General features: G+C 59.5%; 17 protein-coding genes and 2 pseudogenes. 5 read left to right on the forward strand and 14 right to left on the reverse strand.

The window, feature by feature from the left end:
- Positions 1 to 39: 39 nt before the first annotated feature.
- A complete protein-coding gene (locus tag KDX37_RS01455; protein ID WP_231650847.1) occupies positions 40 to 1,404 on the forward strand; it encodes a formimidoylglutamate deiminase in 1,365 nt (454 codons plus the stop codon).
- Between the two features lie 174 nt (positions 1,405 to 1,578).
- Here the strand turns inward: KDX37_RS01455 and KDX37_RS01460 are convergent, their stop codons facing one another.
- The 7 genes from KDX37_RS01460 to KDX37_RS01490 form a co-directional block, all read right to left on the reverse strand.
- Positions 1,579 to 2,157, reverse strand: coding sequence for a lipocalin family protein (locus KDX37_RS01460; RefSeq protein WP_231650848.1), 579 nt, complete (start codon positions 2,155 to 2,157; stop codon positions 1,579 to 1,581).
- 4 nt (positions 2,158 to 2,161) lie between these two features.
- Positions 2,162 to 2,416: an outer membrane protein assembly factor BamE domain-containing protein gene (gene bamE / locus KDX37_RS01465; RefSeq protein ID WP_231650849.1), complete on the reverse strand. Its 255-nt coding sequence runs from the start codon at positions 2,414 to 2,416 to the stop codon at positions 2,162 to 2,164.
- A gap of 135 nt (positions 2,417 to 2,551) precedes the next feature.
- Entirely contained in the window at positions 2,552 to 3,154 is a 603-nt protein-coding gene (locus KDX37_RS01470) for a DUF924 family protein (protein ID WP_231650850.1), read from the reverse strand.
- 6 nt (positions 3,155 to 3,160) lie between these two features.
- The gene (locus KDX37_RS01475; protein WP_231650852.1) at positions 3,161 to 4,171 is read right to left on the reverse strand and encodes a class 1 fructose-bisphosphatase; all 1,011 of its coding nucleotides are present in this window, start codon (positions 4,169 to 4,171) and stop codon (positions 3,161 to 3,163) included.
- A gap of 146 nt (positions 4,172 to 4,317) precedes the next feature.
- Positions 4,318 to 5,667, reverse strand: coding sequence for a DUF3999 domain-containing protein (locus KDX37_RS01480; protein WP_231651012.1), 1,350 nt, complete (start codon positions 5,665 to 5,667; stop codon positions 4,318 to 4,320).
- A 26-nt stretch (positions 5,668 to 5,693) separates the two neighbouring features.
- Positions 5,694 to 8,558, reverse strand: a complete 2,865-nt coding sequence (locus KDX37_RS01485) for a DUF2339 domain-containing protein (RefSeq protein ID WP_231650853.1) — start codon at positions 8,556 to 8,558, stop codon at positions 5,694 to 5,696.
- A gap of 233 nt (positions 8,559 to 8,791) precedes the next feature.
- Positions 8,792 to 11,239: a glycogen/starch/alpha-glucan phosphorylase gene (locus KDX37_RS01490; protein WP_231650854.1), complete on the reverse strand. Its 2,448-nt coding sequence runs from the start codon at positions 11,237 to 11,239 to the stop codon at positions 8,792 to 8,794.
- Between the two features lie 281 nt (positions 11,240 to 11,520).
- Between KDX37_RS01490 and pip the strand changes: the two genes are divergently transcribed.
- The 4 genes from pip to mdoH all read left to right on the forward strand — a co-directional run bounded on the left by pip (position 11,521) and on the right by mdoH (position 17,737).
- Positions 11,521 to 12,492 carry a prolyl aminopeptidase gene (pip, locus tag KDX37_RS01495; RefSeq protein WP_231650855.1) on the forward strand — a complete coding sequence of 324 codons (972 nt, stop codon included), beginning with the start codon at positions 11,521 to 11,523 and terminating at the stop codon, positions 12,490 to 12,492.
- A 37-nt stretch (positions 12,493 to 12,529) separates the two neighbouring features.
- On the forward strand, positions 12,530 to 12,967 hold the full coding sequence (gene dtd / locus KDX37_RS01500) for a D-aminoacyl-tRNA deacylase (protein ID WP_231650856.1): 438 nt from the start codon (positions 12,530 to 12,532) through the stop codon (positions 12,965 to 12,967).
- Positions 12,968 to 13,224: 257 nt separating this feature from the next.
- Positions 13,225 to 15,162: a glucan biosynthesis protein G gene (locus tag KDX37_RS01505; protein ID WP_319941630.1), complete on the forward strand. Its 1,938-nt coding sequence runs from the start codon at positions 13,225 to 13,227 to the stop codon at positions 15,160 to 15,162.
- Positions 15,155 to 17,737 carry a glucans biosynthesis glucosyltransferase MdoH gene (mdoH, locus tag KDX37_RS01510; RefSeq protein ID WP_231650858.1) on the forward strand — a complete coding sequence of 861 codons (2,583 nt, stop codon included), beginning with the start codon at positions 15,155 to 15,157 and terminating at the stop codon, positions 17,735 to 17,737. The genes KDX37_RS01505 and mdoH overlap by 8 nt, the downstream gene beginning before the upstream one ends.
- A 101-nt stretch (positions 17,738 to 17,838) precedes the next feature.
- Here the strand turns inward: mdoH and KDX37_RS29640 are convergent, their stop codons facing one another.
- The 7 genes and pseudogenes from KDX37_RS29640 to tatB form a co-directional block, all read right to left on the reverse strand.
- On the reverse strand, positions 17,839 to 18,714 hold the full coding sequence (locus KDX37_RS29640) for a methyl-accepting chemotaxis protein (protein ID WP_406641098.1): 876 nt from the start codon (positions 18,712 to 18,714) through the stop codon (positions 17,839 to 17,841).
- Positions 18,697 to 19,851: pseudogene (locus KDX37_RS29645) on the reverse strand (methyl-accepting chemotaxis protein); the annotation flags it as partial. The gene KDX37_RS29640 and the pseudogene KDX37_RS29645, both read right to left, overlap by 18 nt.
- A gap of 137 nt (positions 19,852 to 19,988) precedes the next feature.
- Positions 19,989 to 20,852, reverse strand: a complete 864-nt coding sequence (locus KDX37_RS29980; protein WP_455127247.1) for a methyl-accepting chemotaxis protein — start codon at positions 20,850 to 20,852, stop codon at positions 19,989 to 19,991.
- Positions 20,844 to 21,905 (reverse strand): annotated as a pseudogene (locus KDX37_RS29985) (methyl-accepting chemotaxis protein); the annotation flags it as partial. The gene KDX37_RS29980 and the pseudogene KDX37_RS29985, both read right to left, overlap by 9 nt.
- Positions 21,906 to 21,993: 88 nt before the next feature.
- Positions 21,994 to 22,701: a 16S rRNA (uracil(1498)-N(3))-methyltransferase gene (locus KDX37_RS01525; protein WP_231650864.1), complete on the reverse strand. Its 708-nt coding sequence runs from the start codon at positions 22,699 to 22,701 to the stop codon at positions 21,994 to 21,996.
- Positions 22,698 to 23,498: a twin-arginine translocase subunit TatC gene (gene tatC, locus KDX37_RS01530; protein WP_231650866.1), complete on the reverse strand. Its 801-nt coding sequence runs from the start codon at positions 23,496 to 23,498 to the stop codon at positions 22,698 to 22,700. The genes KDX37_RS01525 and tatC overlap by 4 nt, the downstream gene beginning before the upstream one ends.
- Positions 23,495 to 23,956 (reverse strand): Sec-independent protein translocase protein TatB, encoded by a 462-nt coding sequence (gene tatB / locus KDX37_RS01535; protein ID WP_231650868.1) that lies wholly within the window; start codon positions 23,954 to 23,956, stop codon positions 23,495 to 23,497. The genes tatC and tatB overlap by 4 nt, the downstream gene beginning before the upstream one ends.
- Positions 23,957 to 23,959 lie beyond the last annotated feature (3 nt).

Consider the following 23,959-nt stretch of genomic DNA (forward strand, 5'->3'; position numbering starts at 1 on the left):
ATATGTATATATAAATTACAGTGATGGGGTGTGAAGTCAATGTCAGCCTTCTTTGCCGAACGCGCGCTACTGCCTGACGGCTGGGCCAGTAACGTACGTCTGGAAGTCAGCCCGGAAGGGCTCTTGACGCGTGTGCAGGCCAATGCCGAGCGTCAGGATGCTGAAATCGTCAGCGGTCCGCTGTTGCCCGGCATGCCAAATCTGCACTCGCATGCGTTCCAGCGTGCAATGGCTGGCCTGGCCGAAGTGGCGGGTAATCCGAACGACAGCTTCTGGACCTGGCGCGACCTCATGTACCGGCTGGTGGGGCAGATCAGCCCGCAGCAGTTGGGTGTGATTGCCCGCCAGCTGTACATCGAAATGCTCAAGGGCGGTTACACCTCTGTCGCTGAGTTCCATTACGTGCATCAGGACCCGGACGGCAAGCCGTATGCCGACCCTGCAGAGCTGGCGTTGCAGATCAGCCAGGCTGCAAGCTCGGTCGGCATCGGTCTGACGCTGCTGCCGGTGCTCTACAGCCATTCAGGTTTTGGCGGGCAAGCACCGAACGAAGGGCAGCGCCGATTTATCCACAGCACCGAGAGTTACCTGGAATTGCAGGCGCGTCTGCAGCCGTTGCTGGCGCGTCAGCCGACGCAACAGCTGGGGCTGTGCTTTCACTCGCTGCGCGCCGTGACGCCGCAGCAGATCAGTGACGTGCTGGCGGCCAGCGATCAGCAATGCCCGGTGCATATCCACATTGCCGAGCAACAGAAGGAGGTGGATGACTGCCTCGCATGGAGCGGCCGACGCCCGTTGCAATGGCTGTATGAGAACGCGCCTGTGGATAACCGTTGGTGTCTGGTTCATGCCACTCATGCCGAAGTGGATGAAGTCAGCCTGATGGCGCAAAGCGGCGCGGTGGCGGGTTTGTGCCTGACCACCGAAGCCAATCTGGGCGACGGTATCTTTCCTGCGGTGGATTACATCGCGCAGGGCGGCCGCTGGGGCATTGGTTCTGACAGCCATGTTTCGCTCAGCGTGGTCGAAGAATTGCGTTGGCTTGAGTACGGGCAGCGTCTGCGGGATCAGCGCCGCAACCGGCTGTATCGCAGCGATCAGCCCATGGTTGGTCGGACGCTGTTCGATGCTGCACTGGCGGGCGGCGCTCAGGCGCTGGGCCAGCCAATTGGCAAACTGGAAGCCGGCCAACGCGCTGATTGGCTGGTGCTGGATGGCAACGATCCGTACATCGCTACCGCGACTGGCGACGCAATCCTCAATCGCTGGCTGTTTGCAGGCAGTGACCGCCAGATCAGCGACGTCGCGGTCAACGGCCGCTGGGTTGTACGCGAAGGTCGGCACGCCGCAGAAGAACAGAGCAGCCGTGAGTTTGCGCAGGTGTTGAAAGCGTTGCTGGGGTAGGGAAGGCTGACGCGCTGTACTTCGATTGGCCTTCGCCAGCAAGCTGGCTCCCACAGGTGCCGGGCATCTTTGAGTCAGCTGACTGTCAGGGTGCACATGGCTTCAGTGGGAGCGAGCTTGCTTGCGAAGCAGCCGGTATCGGCAGCCATTCAGACGGCGTTCCCGTAAGCCCTTTTACTTGTCTGCCTTGCCGATTTTCGAGTCATCTTCGCGCCAGATCAGTCGCGAAGTGTCATAGCCCTGTTGGCGGGCGTCGCTCAGCATGCGCTGTTTGACCGACTCTGACACAACCGGCGTGCGTGACAGCAACCAGAGGTATTTGCGGTTCGGATTGCCGACAATGGCAGTCTTGTAACCGTCGCTGACGTTCAGTACCCAGTAGTCACCCTTGGCAACGCCCGGCAGCAAACGTGAGAACCAGTTGTCGAACACGACCCACAGCTTGTCGGTCTTGCCCGCCACTTGCGGCGAGGCCGTACCGTTTACTTCGTTCCACTCGCCTTCAACGGTGCGGCAACGGTTGGTCACTGCAATGTTGCCGTCGTCCTTGAGTCGATAATGTGCTTCGGACTGCGCGCAATTGCGCTGGAAGAACATCGGCAGACGCGCCAACTCGTACCAGGTGCCTTGATATTGCTTAAGGTCCACGCTGTCGACGGTTCGCGGTTCAAGGTTGTCGGCAGAGTGTGCAAAGCCGATCGCCAGGAAGCTGGCCATGACAAAAATTCCAAAACGTACCAGTACCTTGATCATGGGGTTATTTCAGGCCCTGGCCGGAGAACATCAGAACCTTGTCAGCCGCGTACTGCACACTGATAAACGACTTTTGATCGCCCCACGTGCAACTGGACATCCCCAGCGCACCGGAACATTCGGTCGGGCTGCCCAGCAGCGACTCGACCTGAGCCTTGGGCATGCCTGCGGAAAGTTTGGAGTAGTTTTCCTGAGTGATTTTGCTGCACGCAGCCAGCAACACGCAGAACGAGAGTAACGCGACAGAACGCAGGGACATGGATGTAGCTCCTGAACGGAAGGGGGTCGCGTCGCAACGAGGGCTGATTGCAGCCTGACACTGGCGCTGTACCGGAAGCTTAGAAGAGAAAAAGGTGATCTGGTTCCCGGAGCACACAAGGATTTGTGCGGAGGATCAGAAGCTTGAGCCGGGCTCTTTGAGAAAGCGGATTTCTTCATCGGTCGACGTTCTGCCCAGAATCGCGTTGCGATGCGGGAAACGTCCGAAGCGGGCGATGATTTTCTGGTGGCGCTCGGCGTAATCCAGGCTGCCGACGAAGTAGTTGCGTTCAGTGACAGGCACATCGGCAAGCAAGCGGGTGAAGCAGGCGATTGCCTGATTCTGCGTGTCGAGGTCTTCGCTGTGTTCCAGCACCAGATAGATAAACGTGCGTTCAAGCGGTGCCAGATGCTGATCGCGGCCCAGCTTCAACCCATGTTGTACCAGCGTCTGCGCACGCTGATCACCGGCATAGGCGTGTGGGGTATCGCGATGGATCATGCGCGGCAGTTGATCAAGCAGGATGACCAGTGCCAGCAAGCCTTTCGGGCTTTCTGCCCACTCATCAAGACCGCCTGCCAGTGCTTCTTCGACCTGATCACCGAAGCGTTCGCGGGCTTCGGTGTCGTTTGCCTGGTGCTTGCCAAACCAGAGCCTGTTCCTGGTTTTCACCACTTCTGCCGAGGAATCGGCCGAGCCGAACCACCAGTCAAGCAGCGACAACCAGGGTGCAGGCATCAGCTTTTATTCCTTGTGATACGCCGTGGCGCGCTCGACTTCCTGCTTGGAGCCCAGGAACACTGCGACGCGCTGGTGCAGGCCTTCAGGCTGGATGTCGAGGATGCGCTGATGGCCGTCGGTCGACGCGCCGCCGGCTTGTTCAACCAGGAACGACATCGGGTTGGCTTCGTACATCAGGCGCAGCTTGCCTGGTTTCTCAGGCTCACGGCTGTCACGCGGGTACATGAACAGACCGCCACGGGTCAGAATACGGTGCACGTCAGCAACCATCGCCGCCACCCAGCGCATGTTGTAGTTCTTTTTCAGCGGACCGTCTTCACCGGCCAGCAGTTCGCCCACGTAACGTTGTACCGGAGCTTCCCAGTGACGCTGGTTGGACATGTTGATAGCGAATTCCTGAGTGGTCTCAGGGATGGTGATGTCTTCGTGAGTCAGCACGAAGCTGCCCATTTCGCGGTCCAGCGTGAAGCCTTTGACGCCGTCACCCAGGGTCAGGATCAGCATGGTTTGCGGACCGTAGATGGCATAACCGGCAGCTACCTGCTCGGTGCCTGGCTGCAGGAAGGCTTTTTCGTTCAGCGCTTCGTTCTGGCTCAGGTACTGATTGGGGCAACGCAATACCGAGAAGATGGTGCCGACTGGCGCGTTGATGTCGATGTTGGATGAGCCGTCCAGTGGGTCGAACACCAGCAGGTACGCGCCTTTCGGGTATTTGCCCGGGATCTGGTAGGCGTTGTCCATTTCTTCGGACGCCATGCCGGCCAGGTGACCGCCCCATTCGTTGGCTTCAAGCAGGATTTCGTTGGAGATCACGTCGAGCTTTTTCTGCACTTCACCCTGCACGTTCTCGGTGCCCATGCTGCCGAGAACGCCGCCCAGCGCGCCCTTGGAGACGGCGTGGCTGATTTCCTTGCATGCTCGCGCCACCACTTCGATCAGGAAGCGCAGATCGGCAGGGGTGTTGTTGCTGCGGGTCTGCTCAATCAAGTAGCGACTTAGTGTAACGCGGGACATGGATAGCTCCGAAAATAGGGGTATGAAAACCCGCGCAGTTTAACGCGAGTGGCGACGTAATACTGCTATCAGACTGGGTTATGGCGGTTTCAGTTCAGATGCCCGCTCAGCGTAGCTGTAAAATGGGCGGTGATGGACCGCCGGTTTCAGCGTTTTGAGGCGCGCAAGGTGCCCACCGCCATCCAGCCCAGAAACACCACGCCCAACACCAGCACAGCCCAGAGGCCCAGGCGTTTGTAATCCGTGGTCTGTGCCACTACCTGAACCGGAGCGGCCATGTTGGCGACGGTTTCGGTGGTCGGTTTCGCGGTGCCGAGCGAGCTCATGCGCTGCGGGCTGAAATCAGGAATCAGCGTGGCCAGTGACAGGTTGGCCGCTTTCATCTGCGGGTTGCCGACTGCAAGAGTGAACGGTCCCTTGCCGCGTGCCAGAAACACCACTTCCGTGGCCTGCACTGCGACGCTCAAGGCGGGGGCTTCATTACCCAGGCCGCCGCCACGATCATCGACGACCAGTTTTAGCTGTTGCACGTTACGTCCGGACAACTGCAACTGGTCCTGAATCATTTCGCCGCTGTTCTGGGATAACCGGTACAACAGGCCGCTGCTGACTGGCTGCCAGGGCTGTTTGGCATCGCTGCGTCCGTAAAGAGTGCCAGGCGCAAGGCTGTTGGGCTGGGTGATGTCGATTTTCACCCGCTCCACCGGTAGCCCGGCAGGCAATTGCCAGACGTATTCGTTGGCGGTTTCGACCGTGCCGCTGACCGGTGGCGACCATGTCAGCGGCGGCATCGGTGCCTCGCTGTCGGCGCTCAACAGGTGCGCTGAAATCAACGTCGGGGCGCTGTGCGGCGAACGCCACAGCAGGCGCAGATAGCGAGCGCTCTGGCCCGGCAGACCGACTTCGCGCTGTTCGACCACCTCGTCGGCGAATGACAGGCGCGCGACCTGACCATCGCCCCAATTGCGCCAGTGCTGCAAGTCGTCGCTGGCTTCGATGCTGAAGTTCTGGAAACCTTCGCGCTCCGCGCTCCAGTCGAGGATCAGTTGCTCCAGCGGCGCCTTGATCGCGCTGGTGTCCAGCAGCCAGCCGCGCAGCACTTCCTCGCCAGCTTCGATATCACTCTGTGGCTGAACCTCGATTACCGTGCCGTTGCTGGAGCGCTCGATGCGAATCACCGGCACGGCGTCGCCTGCTTCCTGAGGGCTGTAGAGCGCGAACCACTTCACCGGGATCGGCGTGGGCTCCTGCTCGTTCGCAGCCTGTTGCTGGCTCAGCGCGTAGGCTTGCGGCTCTCCGTCAGCGTTGAAAACGCGCAGGTCACCAAGGTCGGTCTGACGCGCTTTCAGCTGTACGGCCAGGGGCAGTTCGATGCGATACCAAGGGCCTTCGCCGCTGAGCGTCAGCGGTGTCTGGCTGGCAAAAACGGCAGGCTTGTCCTGGGCGCTGGCGGCCACTGCCGTGCACAGGCCCAGACCCAGCACAGCCATTTTCAGGGAGGGACGACTCAAGAACAGTTTCCTCATGGGGTATTCGGCGCGGCGGTCGGGCCGGACCCTGTCTCTTCGCCAAGGCTGTTGGCGGGATGTTTCGGTGGCAATGGTGCGAAATATCCCACCACCAGTAGCAAAATGCCAACACCTATGAACGAGACAATGCGCTCCATGCCGCCTCGGTTGCTCAGTTCGACGAAGAACAACTTGATCACCACGACGCCGATCAGTACTGCGCCCGCCAGCCATATCTCGCGTTTGGCACGTACATGACCCCCGATCATCAGGGCCAGTGCCATCAGCGTCCAGACAATCGAAAGCCCAGCCTGCACACGCATTGACTCCAGTAAGTCTTCGGTGTGCCATGGCACATCATTCCAGTGATGAGCGGTGCGCATGACCATGGCCGTGACAAGCGCGAATATCGAACCGCCTGCCATCATCAGTGAGCCTTTTCTGGCCCGGTCTGCGTCCACGCCCAATCTTGGCAGCCAGGCGCGTACCCAGAGGAAAACACCGCTCAGTGCGATGAGCAGGCCGATTTCCAGCGGGTTGAGCAACGGCACGTAGGGCAACGGATCGGCCGCGCCGTCGCTGAAAAAATTCGCCAGCCAGAACCACGCCAGCATCAATACGGCCAGCGGTGCGGCAGCGCCTATGCGATACGCCTGCGGACAGCCGGCTATCGGCCACGGCCACTTGCGCTCTGAGGTCATTGCCAACAGATACAGGCTTGGCACGATGGCCCACCCCAGCCAGCGCCAGGCGTTGTAATGCTCGGACAGTTGCAGCAGTCCGAAGCGCAGTTCCAGCGCCAGCACACTGATGATCAGGAGGCAGCCAACGGTGTGAGCGAACCGGGTCGCGAGCGTCGGCAGCAACGCTGCCACGTGACGTAGCGTCAGCAAGTGCGCGGCGATCACGAGCGGCCAGGCGAGCCAGCCCCAGTCGGCAGCCGGGTGGTAATTGCTGCCCAGCGAACCCAGCAGTATCAGGCTGCAGACCGGCGTCAGCGCCGTGCACAGCAGCGCGAGGTCCGACCAGTGCAGTCGTCGTGCGAGCAGCGCCCAAAGCGCAGCACTGATCGCCGCGGCAATCAGCAGGGTGCTCGCTTGCATGGCGGCAGAGGCGAACAGTTGAACGGCGCAGACCACTGAAAACGCCCACCACGCGGCGCCCCAGACCATCAGCAGTGATCTCGCCAGCTCCTGATCCATCATCGTGCGCAGCTTGTAACGATGGATACACCAGGCACTGACCATGGCGGCAATGGCCAGGATCATTGATGTCCAGTAATCGCCATTGAGCAGCAACGAGGAGTAGGACTGGTCCATATTGCCGATCAGGGTCGCTCCGGCAGCCACTTGCAGCAGCAGGCCGAAGATCCGGGCCAGCGTGCGCTGCTGTCGCATGCCCAGCCAGAAAATGGCAGCGCCTTCTACCGCCCACGCGCATGTGGTCCATTGCGAACCGAGCCCCAGCGGGATCGCCAGAGTCGCGAACACCACTCCCAGCGCCAGACAGGTTTCGATGAGCAGCAGCGCGCGGTCGGGCGCGCGCCAGGCCAGCAGTCTCGCCAGCCCCATGTAGATGAGGCCCAGCGCCAGAGCACTGAGTGCTGCGCCGAACTCCAGGTGTTCGACCAGTGCGTATTGCAGGCCGAAACCGACAATGGGTGTGCCGAACAGCAGCGTGCCATCGACATAATCGCCCTGGCGGGCTGACCAGCGCAGCATGGCCTGGCGATCTTCGTCGGGCGCCGTGGCGCTCGATTCCTGAAGTTTTCGTCGTGCAAACAGCAGCCCGATAGCCAGATACATCAGGAAAAACAGAATCAGAAAGGGCTCGGTGCTCCAGAACATCTCGGGCGTATACGCTTTGACGCCCCAGGCAAAGCCGATGCCGAAAGTGCCGAAAAAGCCGATCAAGTTCAGGACGCGCCATGCCTTGAACCACGCGATGGCGAAAATACCGGCGTTCAGCAGAGCGAAATAGCTGAACAGCGAAACGTGACTGCCTTGGCCGGTGGAGGCCAGAATCGGCGCGGCGAACCCGCCCAATGCTCCCGCACAGGCCAGGGCCAGCGAATTTTGGGTCAGGGCCAGAATGGCCGAGAACGTGGTTATTGCCACCAGCAGAGCGAAGCCCAGAGTCGGGTCGAGCAACGTGTGCAACTTCATCGCGGCAAAGACGGTGAGGTACAACACGCCGATACCTGCGCCTTGCAGCATCAGTGCGTAGGGCGCGTTACGAAACCGCAGCCACCAGCCCAGTCCGAGTAAACCCAGCGCGCTGGCTGCGACGCCCGCGTAGCGGGCTTCTATCGGAACTACCATGCCTTCTGTGGCATAACGTAGCAGAAATGCCAGGCCGAGAAACAACACCACGACGCCCACGCGAAGCACTGTATTGCCGCCCATGAGCCAGTCTTTGGCGGTCGCAAATGCCTTGTCCAACAGGTTGGGTGTGGCAGGTTTGGCGGGTTTGGGTTGCAGGACGAATGGCTTGAACGGTTCGGCAATCGCCGCAGCGGGTTGTGCCTCATCGGGCAGGTCCCAGATCAGCTCGGGGCCGGGCGTTTGAGCGGCAACAATGATTGCCTCGTCCGGCAAGGGCGCGGCTTCCTGGGCTGGCGGTGCGGTTTGTGCCGGGCGCGGGCCGGAAACTGGCGGGAATTCGAGCATCGTCAGACGCTGCTGCAGCGACTCGACGGTTTTGCGAGTATCGCTCAGTTGTAGTGACTGGCGGGTGGTGAGCTTGTCCAGCACGTAAAGCCGAATACCTGCCCACATCACCCAGCCAAATGCCGCGCCGATAAGGGCACCCTCCCACTCGTCGTAGCTCAGCGAGTAGCCCAGCGCTGTACCGCCCACCACCAGACAAATCCAAAGCACGCGACGACATCCTTTTCGATGTGTGAAGGGTTATCAGTGCGCAGTATATAGGGCAGGCAGACTTCATTTGTAACGATTTGGCGCTGGAGATGGCCGACAGCGCGCCGCCCGTAAAAAAGCCGGTACATCTGCTGGAGATGTACCGGCCATTACTCAGCCTTCGTGAGCAAACAGAACGCCGCTTTGTGAGCAAACTCACTCCCATGAGATGTCGGGAGTGAGTGGGTGTGGATTTACTCCAAAGCTTTCCAGATCTCGCCAGCGTACTCACGGATGGTCCGGTCCGAGGAGAACCAGCCCATGCGCGCGGTGTTGAGCACCGCTGAACGCCACCATGCCTTGGAATCGTGCCAGCGCTCTTCGACCTTGGCCTGGGCGGCCCAGTAGGAATCGAAGTCGGCACAGACCAGGAAGCGGTCATAGGCCAGCAACTGATCGATCAGCCCGGCATAGCGATTCGGGTCATCCGGCGAGAACACCCCGCCACGAATCGCCTGCAACACGTCGTTGAGCCTTCCGGACGCTGCCACATCGGCATGCGCGCTGAAGTCGCCAGCCTGCTTGCGGGCTTCAACCTGCTGCGAACTCATGCCGAAGATGAACATGTGCTCCAGGCCGATCTGCTCGCTCATCTCCACGTTGGCGCCGTCCAGCGTACCGATGGTCAGTGCGCCATTAAGGCCGAACTTCATGTTACTGGTGCCCGACGCTTCAAGGCCTGCAGTAGAGATCTGCTCCGACAGGTCGGCTGCCGGGATGATGCTCTCCGCCAGGCTGACGTTGTAGTTGGGCATGAACACGACCTTGAGCAAACCACGCACGGTCGGATCGTTGTTCACCGTGCGGGCGATGTCGTTGGTCAGCTTGATGATCAGTTTGGCCGAGTGATAACTGGCCGCCGCCTTGCCCGCGAAAATCTTCACTCGCGGTACCCAGTCGGTGCCCGGTTCGGCACGGATCGCCTGATAAAGCGCCACAGTGTGGAACAGGTTCAGCAGTTGACGTTTGTACTCGTGGATACGTTTGACTTGGACGTCGAACATTGCAGCCGGGTTGACGACAATACCCAGTCGCTCGTGGATGATCGCAGCCAGCGCACGTTTGCTGTGCAGGCGTTGATCGGCCATCTGCTTGCGGAACGAGGACTTTTCAGCGAACGGCTCCAGTTCTTTCAGGCGTGTTTCGGCCGTATCGAGTACGTCCTCGCCCAGCGCTTCGACCAGCATTTCGGTCAGCTTCGGGTTGGCCTGGAACAGCCAGCGGCGGAACGTGATGCCGTTGGTCTTGTTGTTGATCCGGTCCGGATAGAGCTTGTGCAGTTCGGCGAAGACTGTCTTGCGCATCAACTGGGTGTGCAAGGCTGATACGCCGTTTACGCTGTGCGAGCCGAGGAACGCCAGGTTGCCCATGCGCACGCGACGGCCGTTGTCTTCCTCGATCAGCGATACCGCACGCAGTACCTCGAAATCGTGAATGCCTTTGGCGCGCAGGGTGTCGATGTGCTGAGCGTTGATCAGGTAAATGATCTGCATGTGGCGCGGCAGCATGCGCTCCATCAGGCCTACCGACCAGGTTTCCAGTGCTTCGGGTAGCAGCGTGTGGTTGGTGTAGCCCAACGTGCCGACCGTGATTTTCCAGGCGGTGTCCCACTGGATGCCGTGGTTGTCGATAAGCTGACGCATCAGCTCTGCGACCGCGATGGATGGGTGCGTGTCGTTCATCTGGATCGCCGCGTGTTCCGGCAGATCGGTCAGCGTTGCGTGCATGTTCAAGTGGCGGCGCAGCAAATCCTGCAGCGAAGCCGACACGAAGAAGTATTCCTGGCGCAAGCGCAGCTCCTGGCCTGCTTCTGTGGCATCGTTCGGATACAGCACGCGGGAGATGCTTTCTGCCCTGACCACTTCAGCCACGGCGCCGAAGTGGTCACCGGCGTTGAAACGCTCCAGATGCAGATCTTCGACGGCACGTGCGCGCCACAAGCGCAGGGTATTCACACTTGACCCGCGCCAGCCAACCACGGGCGTGTCGTAGGCGATGGCCCGAACAGTTTCGCCGGGACGCCAGACCTGCCGGGACTCGCCACCTTCCAGAACCGTTTCTACGCTACCGCTGAAACCGATCGAGTACACCACTTCAGGGCGTTCGAACTCCCAGGGGTTACCGAAGTCGAGCCAGTTTTCGGTCTGCTCCTGCTGCCAGCCATCCACGATGCCCTGGCGAAACAGCCCGTGTTCATAACGGATACCGTAGCCATGGCCTGCAATGCCCAGGGTCGACATGCTTTCCATGAAGCAGGCAGCCAGACGACCGAGGCCGCCGTTACCCAGTGCGGCATCGGGTTCCAGCAAGCGGATACGCTCGATGTCCACGCCCAGCTCGGTCATGGCTTCACGGGCAATTTCCAGCAGGCCCAGGTTGCTCAGGCTGTCATACAGAAGCCGGCCGATCAGAAACTCCAGCGACAGGTAATAAACCCGTTTCTGTACCTTGCGATAAATTTGCCGTGTGTGGTCCATCCAGTGCTCGACCATGTGGTCGCGAGCAGCGAGGGCAACGGCTTCGAACCAGTCATGCTCAAACGCATGGTCGGGGTCCTTGCCCACCGAATAGGTGAGTTTGGCGAGCACTGCGGCGCGAAAAGCAGCCACATCAGCGTCACGAACGAGTGGTTCCTGAGACATCGGTACGACCTCAAGTAGTCTGACGAATTAATAGATGGGGTTCTTAGACTGTAGGCGTGTCGTCAGTTATTTCCTGAAAATATAAGAAATAATTGAGGTCACGACTCACGCTTCGACCCAGCGCGAGGGCTCTGGTTCGCGAACATTCAACTTTGGCAAAACGCTTGCATTGATCGTTCCATCCGGATCGGCAACGTGCAGCATGCTCATTCCTCGTTTCGGGTTTATGATGCCCAACGGCAGAATAATAGAAGCCTCTGAATTGGACTTATGGAGCACGTATGCAGACTTTGTACCCGCAGATCAAACCCTACGCCCGGCACGATCTGGCCGTGGAACAACCGCATGTGCTCTATGTAGATGAAAGCGGTTCGCCCGAAGGTTTGCCTGTGGTCTTTATTCACGGTGGGCCAGGTTCGGGTTGCGACGCGCAAAGCCGTCGTTACTTCGACCCCAACCTTTACCGCATCGTGACTTTCGATCAGCGCGGCTGCGGTCGTTCCACACCGCATGCGAACCTTGAAAACAATACCACCTGGCATCTTGTAGAGGATCTTGAGCGCATTCGCGAGCACCTTGGCATTGAAAAGTGGGTGCTGTTTGGTGGTTCCTGGGGCTCGACGCTCTCGCTGGCCTACGCACAAACCCATCCGGACCGCGTGCATGCGCTGATTCTGCGCGGGGTTTTCCTGGCGCGTCAGCAAGAGATCGACTGGTTCTACCAGGCCGGTGCCAGCCGCCTGTTCCCGGATTACTGGCAGGACTATGTTGCGCCTATTCCGCTGGACGAGCGTGACAACCTGCTCGCGGCATTTCACAAACGCCTCACTGGACCGGACCAGATCGCTCAGATGCACGCCGCCAAGGCGTGGTCCACCTGGGAAGGCCGCACCGCAACCTTGCGCCCCAATCCTCAGGTTGTCGATCGCTTCTCCGAGCCGCAACGGGCGTTGTCCATTGCGCGTATCGAGTGCCATTACTTCACCAATAACGCGTTTCTGGAAGAGAACCAGTTGATCCGTGACATGCCGAAGATCGCGCATTTGCCGGGCATCATTGTTCACGGTCGTTACGATGTCATCTGCCCATTGGATAATGCCTGGGAGCTGCATCAGGCGTGGCCCAACAGTGAACTGCAGGTGATTCGCGAGGCCGGGCACTCGGCGTCCGAGCCTGGTATCACCGATGCACTGGTGCGGGCCGCAGCGCAGGTTGCCGGTCGTTTGCTGGATCTTCCGCCGGAAGAGGCGTGAGCCTCCCGGCATTCATTGCAGGTCTGGAAGCGTCGATATGAAAGGTTTGTTGCAGCGCGTGCGTGGCGCACGCGTCGAAGTGGATGGGGAAGTTGTAGGGTCGATCGATCAGGGCATTCTGGTATTGGTAGGCATAGAGCCTCAAGACACCCGGGCCAGTGCCGATAAGTTGCTGCATAAGCTGCTCAACTACCGGGTATTCAGCGACCCGGATGGAAAGATGAATCTTTCGTTGCGCGATGTAGCAGGCGGATTGTTGCTGGTGTCGCAATTCACACTGGCTGCCGACACCAAAAGTGGCATGCGTCCGAGCTTTTCAAAAGCAGCGCCGCCCGCTTTGGGTGCGGAGCTGTTTGACTATTTGTTGAATCAGGCCATGATCGCGCATCCAGTAGTGGCTGCGGGCCAATTTGGTGCGGATATGCAGGTGCATCTGGTCAATGATGGGCCGGTTACATTCCTGTTGGATACTTAAGCTACGATTTCATCTACTCCCCCGGATTTATTCGCTCAAAGGGAGTTAAATTCTTTGTCATACCTGATGCGTTGCGGCGCGCGCTACTGGATAATCGCGCGCTACTGGGACCTGCGTGAGTGGGTCCATCAAGTATGACAAAAGCGGTTCTGGCACTGGGTTGGGGAATCATTAAGCCCATTCAGGGTCGGAACAATGCTCGCCAACCTGGCATTCAATAGCTGGCCGTTGGTTTTTTCATCTGTTTTCGGCGAGGGTTGCTCGTGATTGTTAGTCCCTGTGATGCTCCAAAAACACCTGTCAAGCGGTTGCGTAGTGCGCTTTTGGCAAGCTCGGCTCTGGTCTGCCTGTTTAGTGCAGGCCAGCTGTGGGCGTTCAATCTGGATGATGTAGCGGCCAGAGCCAAAGAAATGGCCGGGCAGAAGTTTGAGGCTCCGCGGAGCAACCTGCCCAATGAATTGCGCGACATGAAGTTCGCGGATTATCAAAAGATCCGCTTCCGTGAAGACAAGGCAGAGTGGGCAGGCGACAAGACTCCGTTCAAGTTGTCGTTCTACCACCAGGGCATGCACTTCGACACGCCGGTCAAAATCAACGAAGTGACCGCGACGACTGTCGAGGAAATCAAGTACGACGCCAGTCGTTTCGATTTCGGCGACCTCAAGATCGACCCTAAAGCCACTGAAAAACTGGGTTATGCCGGTTTCCGTGTGCTGTACCCGATCAACAAGGACGACAAGCAGGACGAGATCATGACCATGCTCGGCGCGAGCTACTTTCGCGTGATCGGCAAGGGTCAGGTCTATGGCCTGTCCGCACGTGGCATGGCCATCGACACCGCGTTGCCGTCGGGCGAAGAGTTTCCGCGCTTCAAGGAATTCTGGATCGAGAAGCCAGGCCCGGATGACAATCATCTGGTGATCTTCGCGCTGCTGGATTCGCCTCGTGCTACCGGTGCTTATCAGCTGACGCTGCGCCCGGGCACCAACACACTCGTTGACGTCAAATCGCGCATGTTCCTGCGTGACAAGGTCACCAAGCTGGGTGTTGCACCGTTGACCAGTATGTTCCTGTTCGGCGCCAACCAGCCTTCGCGTGTGCCTAACTACCGTCGCGAACTCCACGATTCGAGCGGCCTGTCGATTCAGGCTGCCAACGGTGAGTGGCTGTGGCGTCCGTTGAACAACCCGAAACACCTTTCCGTCAGCAGCTTCTCGGTTGAAAACCCGCGTGGCTTCGGTCTGCTGCAACGTGGCCGTGACTTCAGCCAGTATGAAGACCTGGACGACCGCTACGACAAGCGCCCAAGCGCCTGGATCGAGCCAAAAGGTGACTGGGGTAAAGGTACTGTCGATCTCGTCGAGATCCCGACTGCCGACGAAACCAACGACAACATCGTAGCGTTCTGGAAGCCGGACACCCTGGCCGCACCAGGCGAAATGATGCAGTTCGATTACCGTCTGCACTGGACCATGCAGGAAAATTCGATTCACTCCCCGGATCTGGGTTGGGTCAAGCAGACTCAGCGCTCTATCGGTGACGTGCGTCAGTCCAACCTGATCCGCCAGCCTGACGGTAGCCTGGCCTTCCTGATCGACTTCGTTGGCCCTGTGCTGGCCGCCTTGCCGGAAGACAAGACCATTCGCAGCCAGGTGACTACCGACGACAACGTCGAGCTGGTCGAGAACAACCTGCGCTACAACCCGGTCACCAAAGGCTATCGCCTGACGCTGCGTGTGAAGGTCAAGGATTCTGGCAAGCCGACTGAAATGCGTGCTTACCTGTTGCGTGAGATCCCGGCCGAACCTGGCAAGGAACCCGCTCTGCTGGTTTCCGACAAGGGCGAAGAGAAGAAAGCCGTCACCAAGGAAATCGAGAAGAAGACCCTGGCCAAGGACGCTGCCAAACCAGCTGCCTCGACGGAAGTCAAAGACACCGCCAATGATCAGGTAGAGATTGCCAAGCCTGATGCGCCGAAGCCTGAAGCCGCCAAACCTGAAGCTGCCAAGCCTGACGCAGCCAAAGATGCCGCCAAGGCTGACGTCGCGAAAGCGGATGCCGCCAAGGACAAGGACAAGGACGCCAAAGAGACCAAGCAGCCTGAAACCGAGGCAGCACCCACCCATCCGGAACCGGCCAAGACGCTGCAAGTCATGACCGAGACCTGGAGCTATCAGTTGCCAAGCGATGAGTAATTCTCTACCGGTGCCAGTGTCCTTGAACGAGTACCTGGCGCATTTACCGATGAGCGACGAGCAGCGGGCAGAACTTGCCAGCTGCAAGACCTTCGCCGAGTTGCATGAACGCCTTTCGGCGCAGCCGATCACCGATCCTGCCGAGGCCGCTCAGGCTTCGGTGGGTCGCCGTCTGACGCTGGCGACAGCGGATGAACTGCAGGACGCCGAGATGCTCGGCGTCGATGCAAGCGGTCGTCTGTGCCTGAAGGCAACGCCTCCGATTCGCCGGACCAAGGTGGTCCCGGAGCCGTGGCGTACCAACATTCTGGTGCGTGGCTGGAGGCGCCTGACCGGCAAGACCAACCCGCCCAAGCCGGACCACAGCGATCTGCCTCGTGACTTGCCCAAGTCGCGCTGGCGCACCGTGGGTTCGATTCGCCGCTACATCCTGCTGATTCTCATGCTCGGCCAGACGATTGTTGCTGGCTGGTACATGAAGGGCATTCTGCCGTATCAGGGCTGGTCGCTGGTTTCGCTCGATGAAATCACGCGCCAGACCTTCATGCAGACGGTCATGCAGGTGCTGCCATATGCCTTGCAGACCAGCATCCTGTTGCTGTTCGGCATCCTGTTCTGCTGGGTGTCGGCCGGTTTCTGGACCGCATTGATGGGCTTTCTGGAGCTGCTGACCGGCCGCGACAAGTATCGTATTTCGGGTGCCAGCGCCGGTAATGAGCCGATCGAAGTCGGTGCTCGCACCGCGTTGGTGATGCCGATCTGCAATGAAGACGTGCCTCGCGTGTTTGCCGGTTTGCGTGCAACGTTCGAGTCGGTAGCGGCCACGGGTGACCTGGATCGTTTCGACTTCTTCGTGCTCAGTGATACCAACGACACGGATATCGCCGTTGCCGAGCAGCAAGCCTGGCTCGACGTCTGCCGTGAGGCAGGTGGTTTCGGCAAGATTTTCTATCGTCGCCGTCGCCGTCGCGTCAAGCGCAAGAGCGGTAACCTCGACGACTTCTGCCGTCGCTGGGGCGGTGAATACCGCTACATGGTCGTGCTGGATGCTGACAGCGTCATGAGTGGCGAATGCCTGACCAGTCTGGTCCGCCTGATGGAGGCTACTCCAGACGCCGGTATCATTCAGACTGCGCCGCGTGCTTCGGGCATGGATACGTTGTATGCCCGCATGCAGCAGTTCGCGACCCGCGTCTACGGTCCGTTGTTCACCGCTGGCCTGCACTTCTGGCAGTTGGGTGAATCCCACTACTGGGGCCACAACGCGATCATCCGCATGAAGCCGTTCATCGAGCATTGCGCCCTGGCGCCGTTGCCCGGTAAAGGCGCATTCGCCGGTGCGATTCTGTCCCACGACTTCGTCGAAGCTGCGCTTATGCGCCGTGCTGGATGGGGTGTCTGGATTGCCTATGACTTGCCGGGCAGTTACGAAGAGTTGCCGCCCAACCTGTTGGACGAACTCAAGCGTGACCGCCGCTGGTGCCACGGCAACCTGATGAACTTCAGGCTGTTCCTGGTCAAGGGCATGCACCCGGTTCACCGTGCAGTATTCCTGACAGGGGTAATGTCTTACCTGTCGGCACCGTTGTGGTTCTTCTTCCTCGTGTTGTCCACCGCCTTGCTGGCTGTGAACACACTCATGGAGCCGACCTACTTCCTTGAGCCGCGTCAGCTGTATCCGCTATGGCCACAGTGGCACCCGGAAAAAGCCGTTGCCCTGTTCTCGACCACGATCGTCCTGCTGTTCCTGCCTAAACTGCTCAGTGTCATTCTGATCTGGGCCAAAGGCGCGAAAGGCTACGGTGGCAAGTTCAAGGTCACGCTCTCGATGCTGATGGAAATGCTGTTCTCGGTGCTGCTGGCACCGGTGCGCATGCTGTTCCACACCCGCTTCGTACTGGCTGCTTTCCTGGGCTGGGCGGCGACCTGGAACTCTCCGCAACGTGACGACGACTCCACGCCATGGATCGAAGCCGTCAAGCGTCACGGTCCGCAGACGTTATTGGGCGCGTGCTGGGCTGCGCTGGTTGCCTGGCTGAACCCAAGCTTCCTGTGGTGGCTGGCGCCTATCGTGGGTTCGTTGATGCTGTCGATTCCGGTGTCGGTGATCTCCAGCCGTACCAATCTGGGCCTCAAGGCGCGTGACGAGAAGTTCTTCCTGATTCCGGAAGAGTTCGAGCCGCCGCAAGAGTTGATCTCCACCGATCAGTACACCCACGAAAATCGCTGGCATGCACTGAAGGAGGGCTTCATTCGCGCCGTGGTTGATCCACAGCAGAACGCCCTGGCCTGTGCATTGGCAACGTCGCGTCACCGTCAGGCGCAGCCGATTGAGGTGGTCCGTATGGAGCGCGTCGATCAGGCTCTGAAAGTCGGACCGGAAAAACTCAGCAATCATGAACGTCTGATGCTGTTGAGTGATCCGGTGGCGCTGGGCCGCTTGCATGAGCTGGTCTGGAGCGACGGCCACGAAGAGTGGCTGGCGGCCTGGAGAGCGTCCATCGAAGCCGATCCGCATGCGCCGCTGCTGCCATTGCAGCCGCTCAGGCAAGCGTCGGAGCCGGTCCTGGCCTGAGGTCATCCGGTGTGAAAAGGGCCCCTGAAGCATTGCTTCAGGGGTCTTTTTTTTATGGTGGTTTTTTACCAGCCGATGGCGTGCGGGGTTGCTGCGCAGGTTTACTGAACCCTGAACTTCCCGACCAGAGCTTTCAGGTGGGTGCCCAGTTTGGCCAGCTCGATGCTGGACGCTGCGGTTTCATCGCTGGCCGATGCCGTTTGCTCGGAAATATCGCGCACGCTGATGACGTTGCGGTTTATCTGCTCGGCCACAACGCTTTGTTCTTCACTGGCCGTGGCGATCTGCTCGTTCATGTGTTGAATGGTGCCGACGGTACGGGTGATCTCTTCCAGTGCCTTGCCCACCTTGCGGCTCAGATCGACGCTGTTGTCGGTCAGGCTGCGACTGCTGTCGAGCGTCGTCGCCACCTGCTGTGTGCCAGTCTGCAGAGCAGCTATCAGTTCCTCGATCTCTTCTGTGGATTTCTGGGTACGTTGCGCCAGGCTGCGTACTTCGTCGGCGACAACCGCGAACCCGCGTCCGGCTTCGCCCGCTCTTGCCGCCTCGATGGCGGCGTTCAGGGCGAGCAGGTTGGTTTGCTGCGAGACCGATTTGATCACGTCGAGAACGCCAACGATCTTGCCGCTTTCCTGTTTGAGTTGATTCATGGCATGAGTCGAATTGACCACTTCGCGCGCCAGTTGCTCTATTTCTTCAATGGCCTGCCCAACGATGCCGTCCCCCTCCCGCGCTTGCTGGTCGGCCTGCGCCGCCGCCTGAGATGCTTGTTGCGCGTTGCGGGCGACTTCCTGCACGGTGGCTGCCATCTCGTTCATGGCCGTGGCGACCTGATCGGTTTCCTCCTTTTGCGTATTGACCCCCATGCAGGTTTGCTCGGTCACCGCCGACAGTTGTTCGGCCGCGCTGGCGATCTGTGAAACGCCATCGCCGATACCGCCGATCAATTCACGCAGGCTGATCGTCATGGCCTGCATGCTGGTTTGCAACTCGCCCATTTCATCACGGCGTCCGGTTGCCAGGTCGTGGCTGAGGTCGCCTTGAGCGATGCGCGCCGCAGCAACCAGCGTCTGGCGCAGCGGTGCTGTTATCTGCAGGGTCATGATCCACGCCGCGAGCAGGCCAATGAGCATTGCCAGGCCTGCGACGCAGATCAGTGTCTTGCGTGATGCATCGGCTTCACTGTCGCGTTGCGCGCTTTGCAGGCTGATCAGATCGGCCACGGACTTCAGCATCTTGTCGCCCAGATCCTCCAGCGTTTCCTGGCCCGCTTCCAGTTTGACCTGTATCTCTTTGAACCGGGTCAGCTGATCGCGGTAGCTTTGTAGCGACTGACTGGCCGGCACCAGCCCTTGAATGTTCTGGTCAGCCTGATCCTGGGAGATCTGCTGCATTTCCTTCAGCGCTTCATCGATAGCGGCGATGGCCGCTGTTTCATCGGCCTCCTTGCCGGTGAAAGTGTAAGCCTGCACCTGATAGCGGGCTATCTGAATCTGCTGCTTGAGTTGGGACAAATTGGTGAATTCCTCCATGCGCTCGCCGTTGTCTTGCTCCTGGCTGACTGCCTTGAGTACTTCGGCTTCAACTTGCGCCACGGCTTTTACAGCCTGTTCCGAGCGCTGATCCAGCTGATTGCGGGTCTTGTCGTGGGCTTCCCGATCAAGGGCCAGCTCGGCGAAGGCCTTTTCCATATGGCTGATGATCTGGCTCTGCCCGGTCAGCAATGACACGCTGTCGGAGTCATCGGTCTGAGTGCGCAGTGTCGCCAGATGGGCTTCCAGCTCGTTGAGCCGGTCGACGACAGCGGAGGCATTCTGTGGCGTGTTTTCCACGCGGAAGAGAATGCGCTCGGTGCGCAGGTCTTTAGTCAGATTGCTCAGTTGGCCGATGGATGACAGCGATTCGGATCGGTCAATCAGCGTATCCAGCCCGTACCAGCCGGTAAGGGTGATTGCCAGCGTCAACAGCAGCACCAGGCCGAAGGCCAGCGAGAGTTTGAGCCGGACGCTGATGTTGCCCAGCGTAGTGGTGATCCATCCAGACATTGCGATTCTCCTGCGTATGCGAACAAATAGCAGGTCCTGAAGGGCACAGGACCTGTGTTGTGAGCGCATCGGCCAGGGAAGCGGGCATGTGACCTGAGAAGGTCGTAGGATATTTCCGAGTAAAGCCGGAAGGTGACGGAGGTCACCTAATCAGAAGGTTGATCACTCCCGTGGCTGTTCTGCGTACGGGAGTGATCGGTCTTTCGTCAAACCGTGAAGCGGCTGACCAGCACTTGAAGGTGGTTGCCAAGGCGTGCCAGCTCGACGCTGGAAGCGGCGGTTTCTTCACTGGCAGCGGAGGTTTGCTCAGACACATCGCGAACGTTAATGATGCTGCGATTGATCTCTTCGGCTGTCGCGCTCTGCTGTTCGGCGGCTGCGGCGATCTGCTGGTTCATCGACTGGATCGCCGAAACGGTCTTGGTGATGTTCTCCAGCGAGCCACCGGCACGGCGGGTCAGGTCCACACTGCTGGCGCTCAGTTCGCGGCTGCTGTCCATGACCGTAGCAGCCTGCTGGGTGCCGCTTTGCAGGCGGGCGATCAAGGCTTCGATTTCTTCAGTGGATTTCTGCGTGCGTTGCGCGAGGCTGCGGACCTCGTCAGCAACCACGGCAAAGCCACGACCGGCCTCTCCTGCACGAGCGGCCTCGATCGCTGCGTTCAGAGCCAGCAGGTTGGTCTGTTCGGCAACCGACTTGATAACGTCCAGCACGCTGCCGATCTTGTCGCTTTCAAGCTTCAGCGCGCCCATGGCTTCGCTGGAACTGCCGACAGATGAGGCCAGACGTTCGATCTGAGCAATCGCTTCATTTACAACGCGCTCACCCTCGCGGGCCTGCTGATCGGCCGCCACAGCGGCTTCAGAGGCTTCCTCGGCGTTGCGTGCGACTTCCTGTACGGTGGCTGTCATCTCGTGCATGGCCGTCGCAACCTGATCGGTCTCGACCTTCTGGCTGTTGACGCCTGCACTGGTCTGCTCGGTCACTGCCGACAGTTCTTCGGCAGCGCTGGCGATTTGGGTGACGCCGTCGCGGATCCCGCCGATCAGCTCGCGCAGGCTGACGGTCATGCGTTGAATACTGCCTTGCAGCTTGCCCAGCTCGTCCTTGCGGTCGATGGTCAGGTTGCGACTCAGGTCGCCGGACGCGACGCGTTCTACAGCGTCCAGGGTCTGTTGCAGCGGGGTGGTGATCTGACGGGTGATGATCCAGGCGGCCAGGATGCTGAACACCAGCGCCAGGGCTGTCGCCAGACCAATCATCATGACGGCGTTGTCACTCTCGGCATCCCGGCTTTTGTTCTGTTTGGCGATTAGGTCGTTGCTGGTTTGCAGCATCTTCACACCCAGCGTGGTCATCTTTTCCAGGGCCGCTTTGCTGGCGGCCTGGGTGTCACGATATTGGCCTACTGCAGCGCGGTAGCCTTTCAGGCCCGCGATAGCTGCTTGCAGCTGCGGCAGATACTCGGCAGGAAGATCGCCTGCCAGGGTATTGATGGCGGTCATCGCTTCGTCGATGGCCTGGTTGGCGTTCTTCTCGAATTCCGGTTTGCCGCTATAGGTGTAACCACGCACCTGAAAGCGGGCCTGCTGGATCTGCTTGCTGGCCCCGACGATATTGTTGAAGGCCAGAATGTTATCTGCCTTTAACAGCTCGGCTTCAACCTTGTTGGCGGCTTCGACCGCCTTGTCGGCGTTGTCGCCCATCAAGCTGCGGCTGGCCTCGCGGGCCTCGATGGCCTTGGTCATTTCCGAGAAGGACTGGCGATAGTCGCGTGCCGACTGAAGCTGATCGTCGATCATCTGGATGTTGGCGGGCGTCTGCAACATGCCCCGGGCACCCTGTAGGGCCTTGTCCAGCTTGTCGAGAGTGCCAACGACGTTGGTTGCCGTTTCGGCATTGAACAACGCTTCGTAGCGCATGCGGTTGATGCGCAGCTCCAGCGTCAGTTCATTGATGTTGGCAATCGCCGTGACACGGTCACCGCGGGAGATCAGGCCATGCGTACTGACCCAGGCAGTGGCTGAAATCATCAGGGTCATCAACAGGACCAGACCGAAGCCGACCGCTAATTTCAAGCTGACACTCGCGTTGGCGAGACTTTGAGTTAACCCGCGTGACATGACCACTCCTAGGTGTGTGTTTCTTGTACGTGTTCAACCCTATCGGCCAGCAAACAGCTAACTGAAGCGATTGAGTCGACACAAATACCTAGAACAGACGGGCAAGCAACGCCGTTACGGCGGTCTCGACGCGCAGAATGCGTTCACCGAGCTGTACGGGCTGCAGACCGGACTTGCCCAGCAGGTCGATTTCGTAAGGTATCCAGCCACCTTCAGGTCCGATGGCCAAGGTAACCGGACCTGAAACCGCACGCGGGCAGGCTGGAAAATTTCCCGGGTGGCCGACCAGCCCCAGCGTATCGAGCGCCAGTTGTGGCAGCCGGTCTTCGACGAATGGCTTGAAGCGTTTTTCGATCACGATCTCGGGCAGCACACTGTCGCGCGCCTGCTCGAGCCCGAGAATCAATTGCTCCCTGATCGCCTGAGGCTCCAGGAAAGGCGTCTGCCAGAAGCTCTTCTCGACACGATAGCTGTTGAGCAGGATGACTTTGGGAACGCCCATGGTTGCGACGGTTTGAAAAACCCGGCGCAGCATTTTGGGACGGGGCAGGGCCAGCAGTAGCGTAAGGGGCAGTTTTGCCGGTGGCGCTGTATTCAGCGAAACGCGCAGCTCGGCTTCGCGGGGTTCCAGTCGCAGCAGTTCAGCGGTGCCCAGCAAGCCATTCACCTGGCCGACCCTCAGGCTGTCGCCGACTTCTGCGCGATGCACCTCTTGCATGTGCGTGAGGCGACGGTCGCGCAGAATCACCCTGTCGGCCGCAATGAAGTCAGCCTCTTCAAGCAGCAGCAGGTTCACGGCGTGGTCGCAGGCGGCTGGTCTTGCTTGTCAGCATCCTCCGGCTGATCGTCCGGGTGTTCGCCACGTTTCTTGATCATCGAACTGCACAATACGCCCAGTTCGAACAGCAGCCACATCGGTACGGCGAGCAGGGTCTGCGAGAAGATGTCCGGCGGGGTGAGAATCATGCCGACCACGAAGCAGCCGATGATCACGTAAGGGCGGATTTTCTTCAGGTATTTCACATCGACGATGCCGATCCAGACCAGCAATACAACCGCCACCGGGATCTCGAACGCTACGCCGAAGGCGAAGAACAGCGTCATGACGAAGTCCAGGTAACTGGCGATGTCCGTCATCATCGATACGCCTTCCGGCGTAACGCTGGCGAAGAAGTGGAAAATCAGCGGGAACACAAGGAAGTAAGCGAATGCCATGCCGGCATAGAACAGAAAGATGCTGGACACCAGCAGCGGCACGGCGACACGCTTCTCATGCTTGTACAGGCCCGGAGCAATAAACCCCCAGATCTGATGCAGGATGACCGGCATGGACAGAAACAACGCCACCATCATAGTCAGCTTGAACGGCGTGATGAACGGCGAAGCCACGTCGGTGGCAATCATCGTTGCCCCTTCAGGCAGATAGACCCTCAGTGGTGCGGACACCAGCGTGTAGATCTTCTGCGTGAAGTAGAACAGGCCGGCAAAAATCAGAAACACTGCCGCGACACAGCGCAGCAGGCGTGTACGCAACTCGGTGAGGTGCGAGATCAGCGGCATCTGCTGATCGTTTTCCGGGGTTTCAGCGCTCATGGTGCTCGCGGTGGCAATGACGAATCGTGGACGGAATGCGTAGCGCCGGATGTACTGACGACAGCGGGTTTCGCGACTTTTTCCAGAGACAGCGCGGTTTTTGGAGCAGCAGGCTCGGCAGGACCGATGTGGTTGTGCTCGCCGGCCTCGGGTTCAGCGTGCGCAGGAGCAGGCTGCGGGCTGACGGGCTCGTAGGCAACTTCAGGGTGCTGGGATTGAGCGAACATCTTGCGAGCTTCGTCTTCCATGGAAAGAATGTGCTCGTTATGCAGTTGCCGACGAATCTCGTCGGCCCCGATTTCACGTTCAACTTCCTGTTTGATCGCATTGAAGCTTCGCTTCAGTCGGCCAATCCACAGGCCTGCTGTACGCGCGGCTCCGGGCAATCGCTCCGGGCCGAGTACCAGCAGGGCCACCAGGCCGACAAGCAGCAGTTCAGAGAAGCTGATACCGAACATGGG

Source organism: Pseudomonas californiensis (genome assembly GCF_021147775.1).
GTDB lineage: Bacteria > Pseudomonadota > Gammaproteobacteria > Pseudomonadales > Pseudomonadaceae > Aquipseudomonas > Aquipseudomonas californiensis.

Excerpts from the sequence above, each read along its gene's own strand:
- KDX37_RS01455 (WP_231650847.1), top strand. The coding sequence starts at position 40 with ATGTCAGCCTTCTTTGCCGAACGCGCGCTACTGCCTGACGGCTGGGCC.
- KDX37_RS01460 (WP_231650848.1), bottom strand. The coding sequence starts at position 2,157 with ATGATCAAGGTACTGGTACGTTTTGGAATTTTTGTCATGGCCAGCTTC.
- bamE (WP_231650849.1), bottom strand. The coding sequence starts at position 2,416 with ATGTCCCTGCGTTCTGTCGCGTTACTCTCGTTCTGCGTGTTGCTGGCT.
- KDX37_RS01470 (WP_231650850.1), bottom strand. The coding sequence starts at position 3,154 with ATGCCTGCACCCTGGTTGTCGCTGCTTGACTGGTGGTTCGGCTCGGCC.
- KDX37_RS01475 (WP_231650852.1), bottom strand. The coding sequence starts at position 4,171 with ATGTCCCGCGTTACACTAAGTCGCTACTTGATTGAGCAGACCCGCAGC.
- KDX37_RS01490 (WP_231650854.1), bottom strand. The coding sequence starts at position 11,239 with ATGTCTCAGGAACCACTCGTTCGTGACGCTGATGTGGCTGCTTTTCGC.
- pip (WP_231650855.1), top strand. The coding sequence starts at position 11,521 with ATGCAGACTTTGTACCCGCAGATCAAACCCTACGCCCGGCACGATCTG.
- dtd (WP_231650856.1), top strand. The coding sequence starts at position 12,530 with ATGAAAGGTTTGTTGCAGCGCGTGCGTGGCGCACGCGTCGAAGTGGAT.
- mdoH (WP_231650858.1), top strand. The coding sequence starts at position 15,155 with ATGAGTAATTCTCTACCGGTGCCAGTGTCCTTGAACGAGTACCTGGCG.
- KDX37_RS29640 (WP_406641098.1), bottom strand. The coding sequence starts at position 18,714 with ATGCAGGCCATGACGATCAGCCTGCGTGAATTGATCGGCGGTATCGGC.
- KDX37_RS29980 (WP_455127247.1), bottom strand. The coding sequence starts at position 20,852 with ATGACCGTCAGCCTGCGCGAGCTGATCGGCGGGATCCGCGACGGCGTC.
- tatC (WP_231650866.1), bottom strand. The coding sequence starts at position 23,498 with ATGAGCGCTGAAACCCCGGAAAACGATCAGCAGATGCCGCTGATCTCG.
- tatB (WP_231650868.1), bottom strand. The coding sequence starts at position 23,956 with ATGTTCGGTATCAGCTTCTCTGAACTGCTGCTTGTCGGCCTGGTGGCC.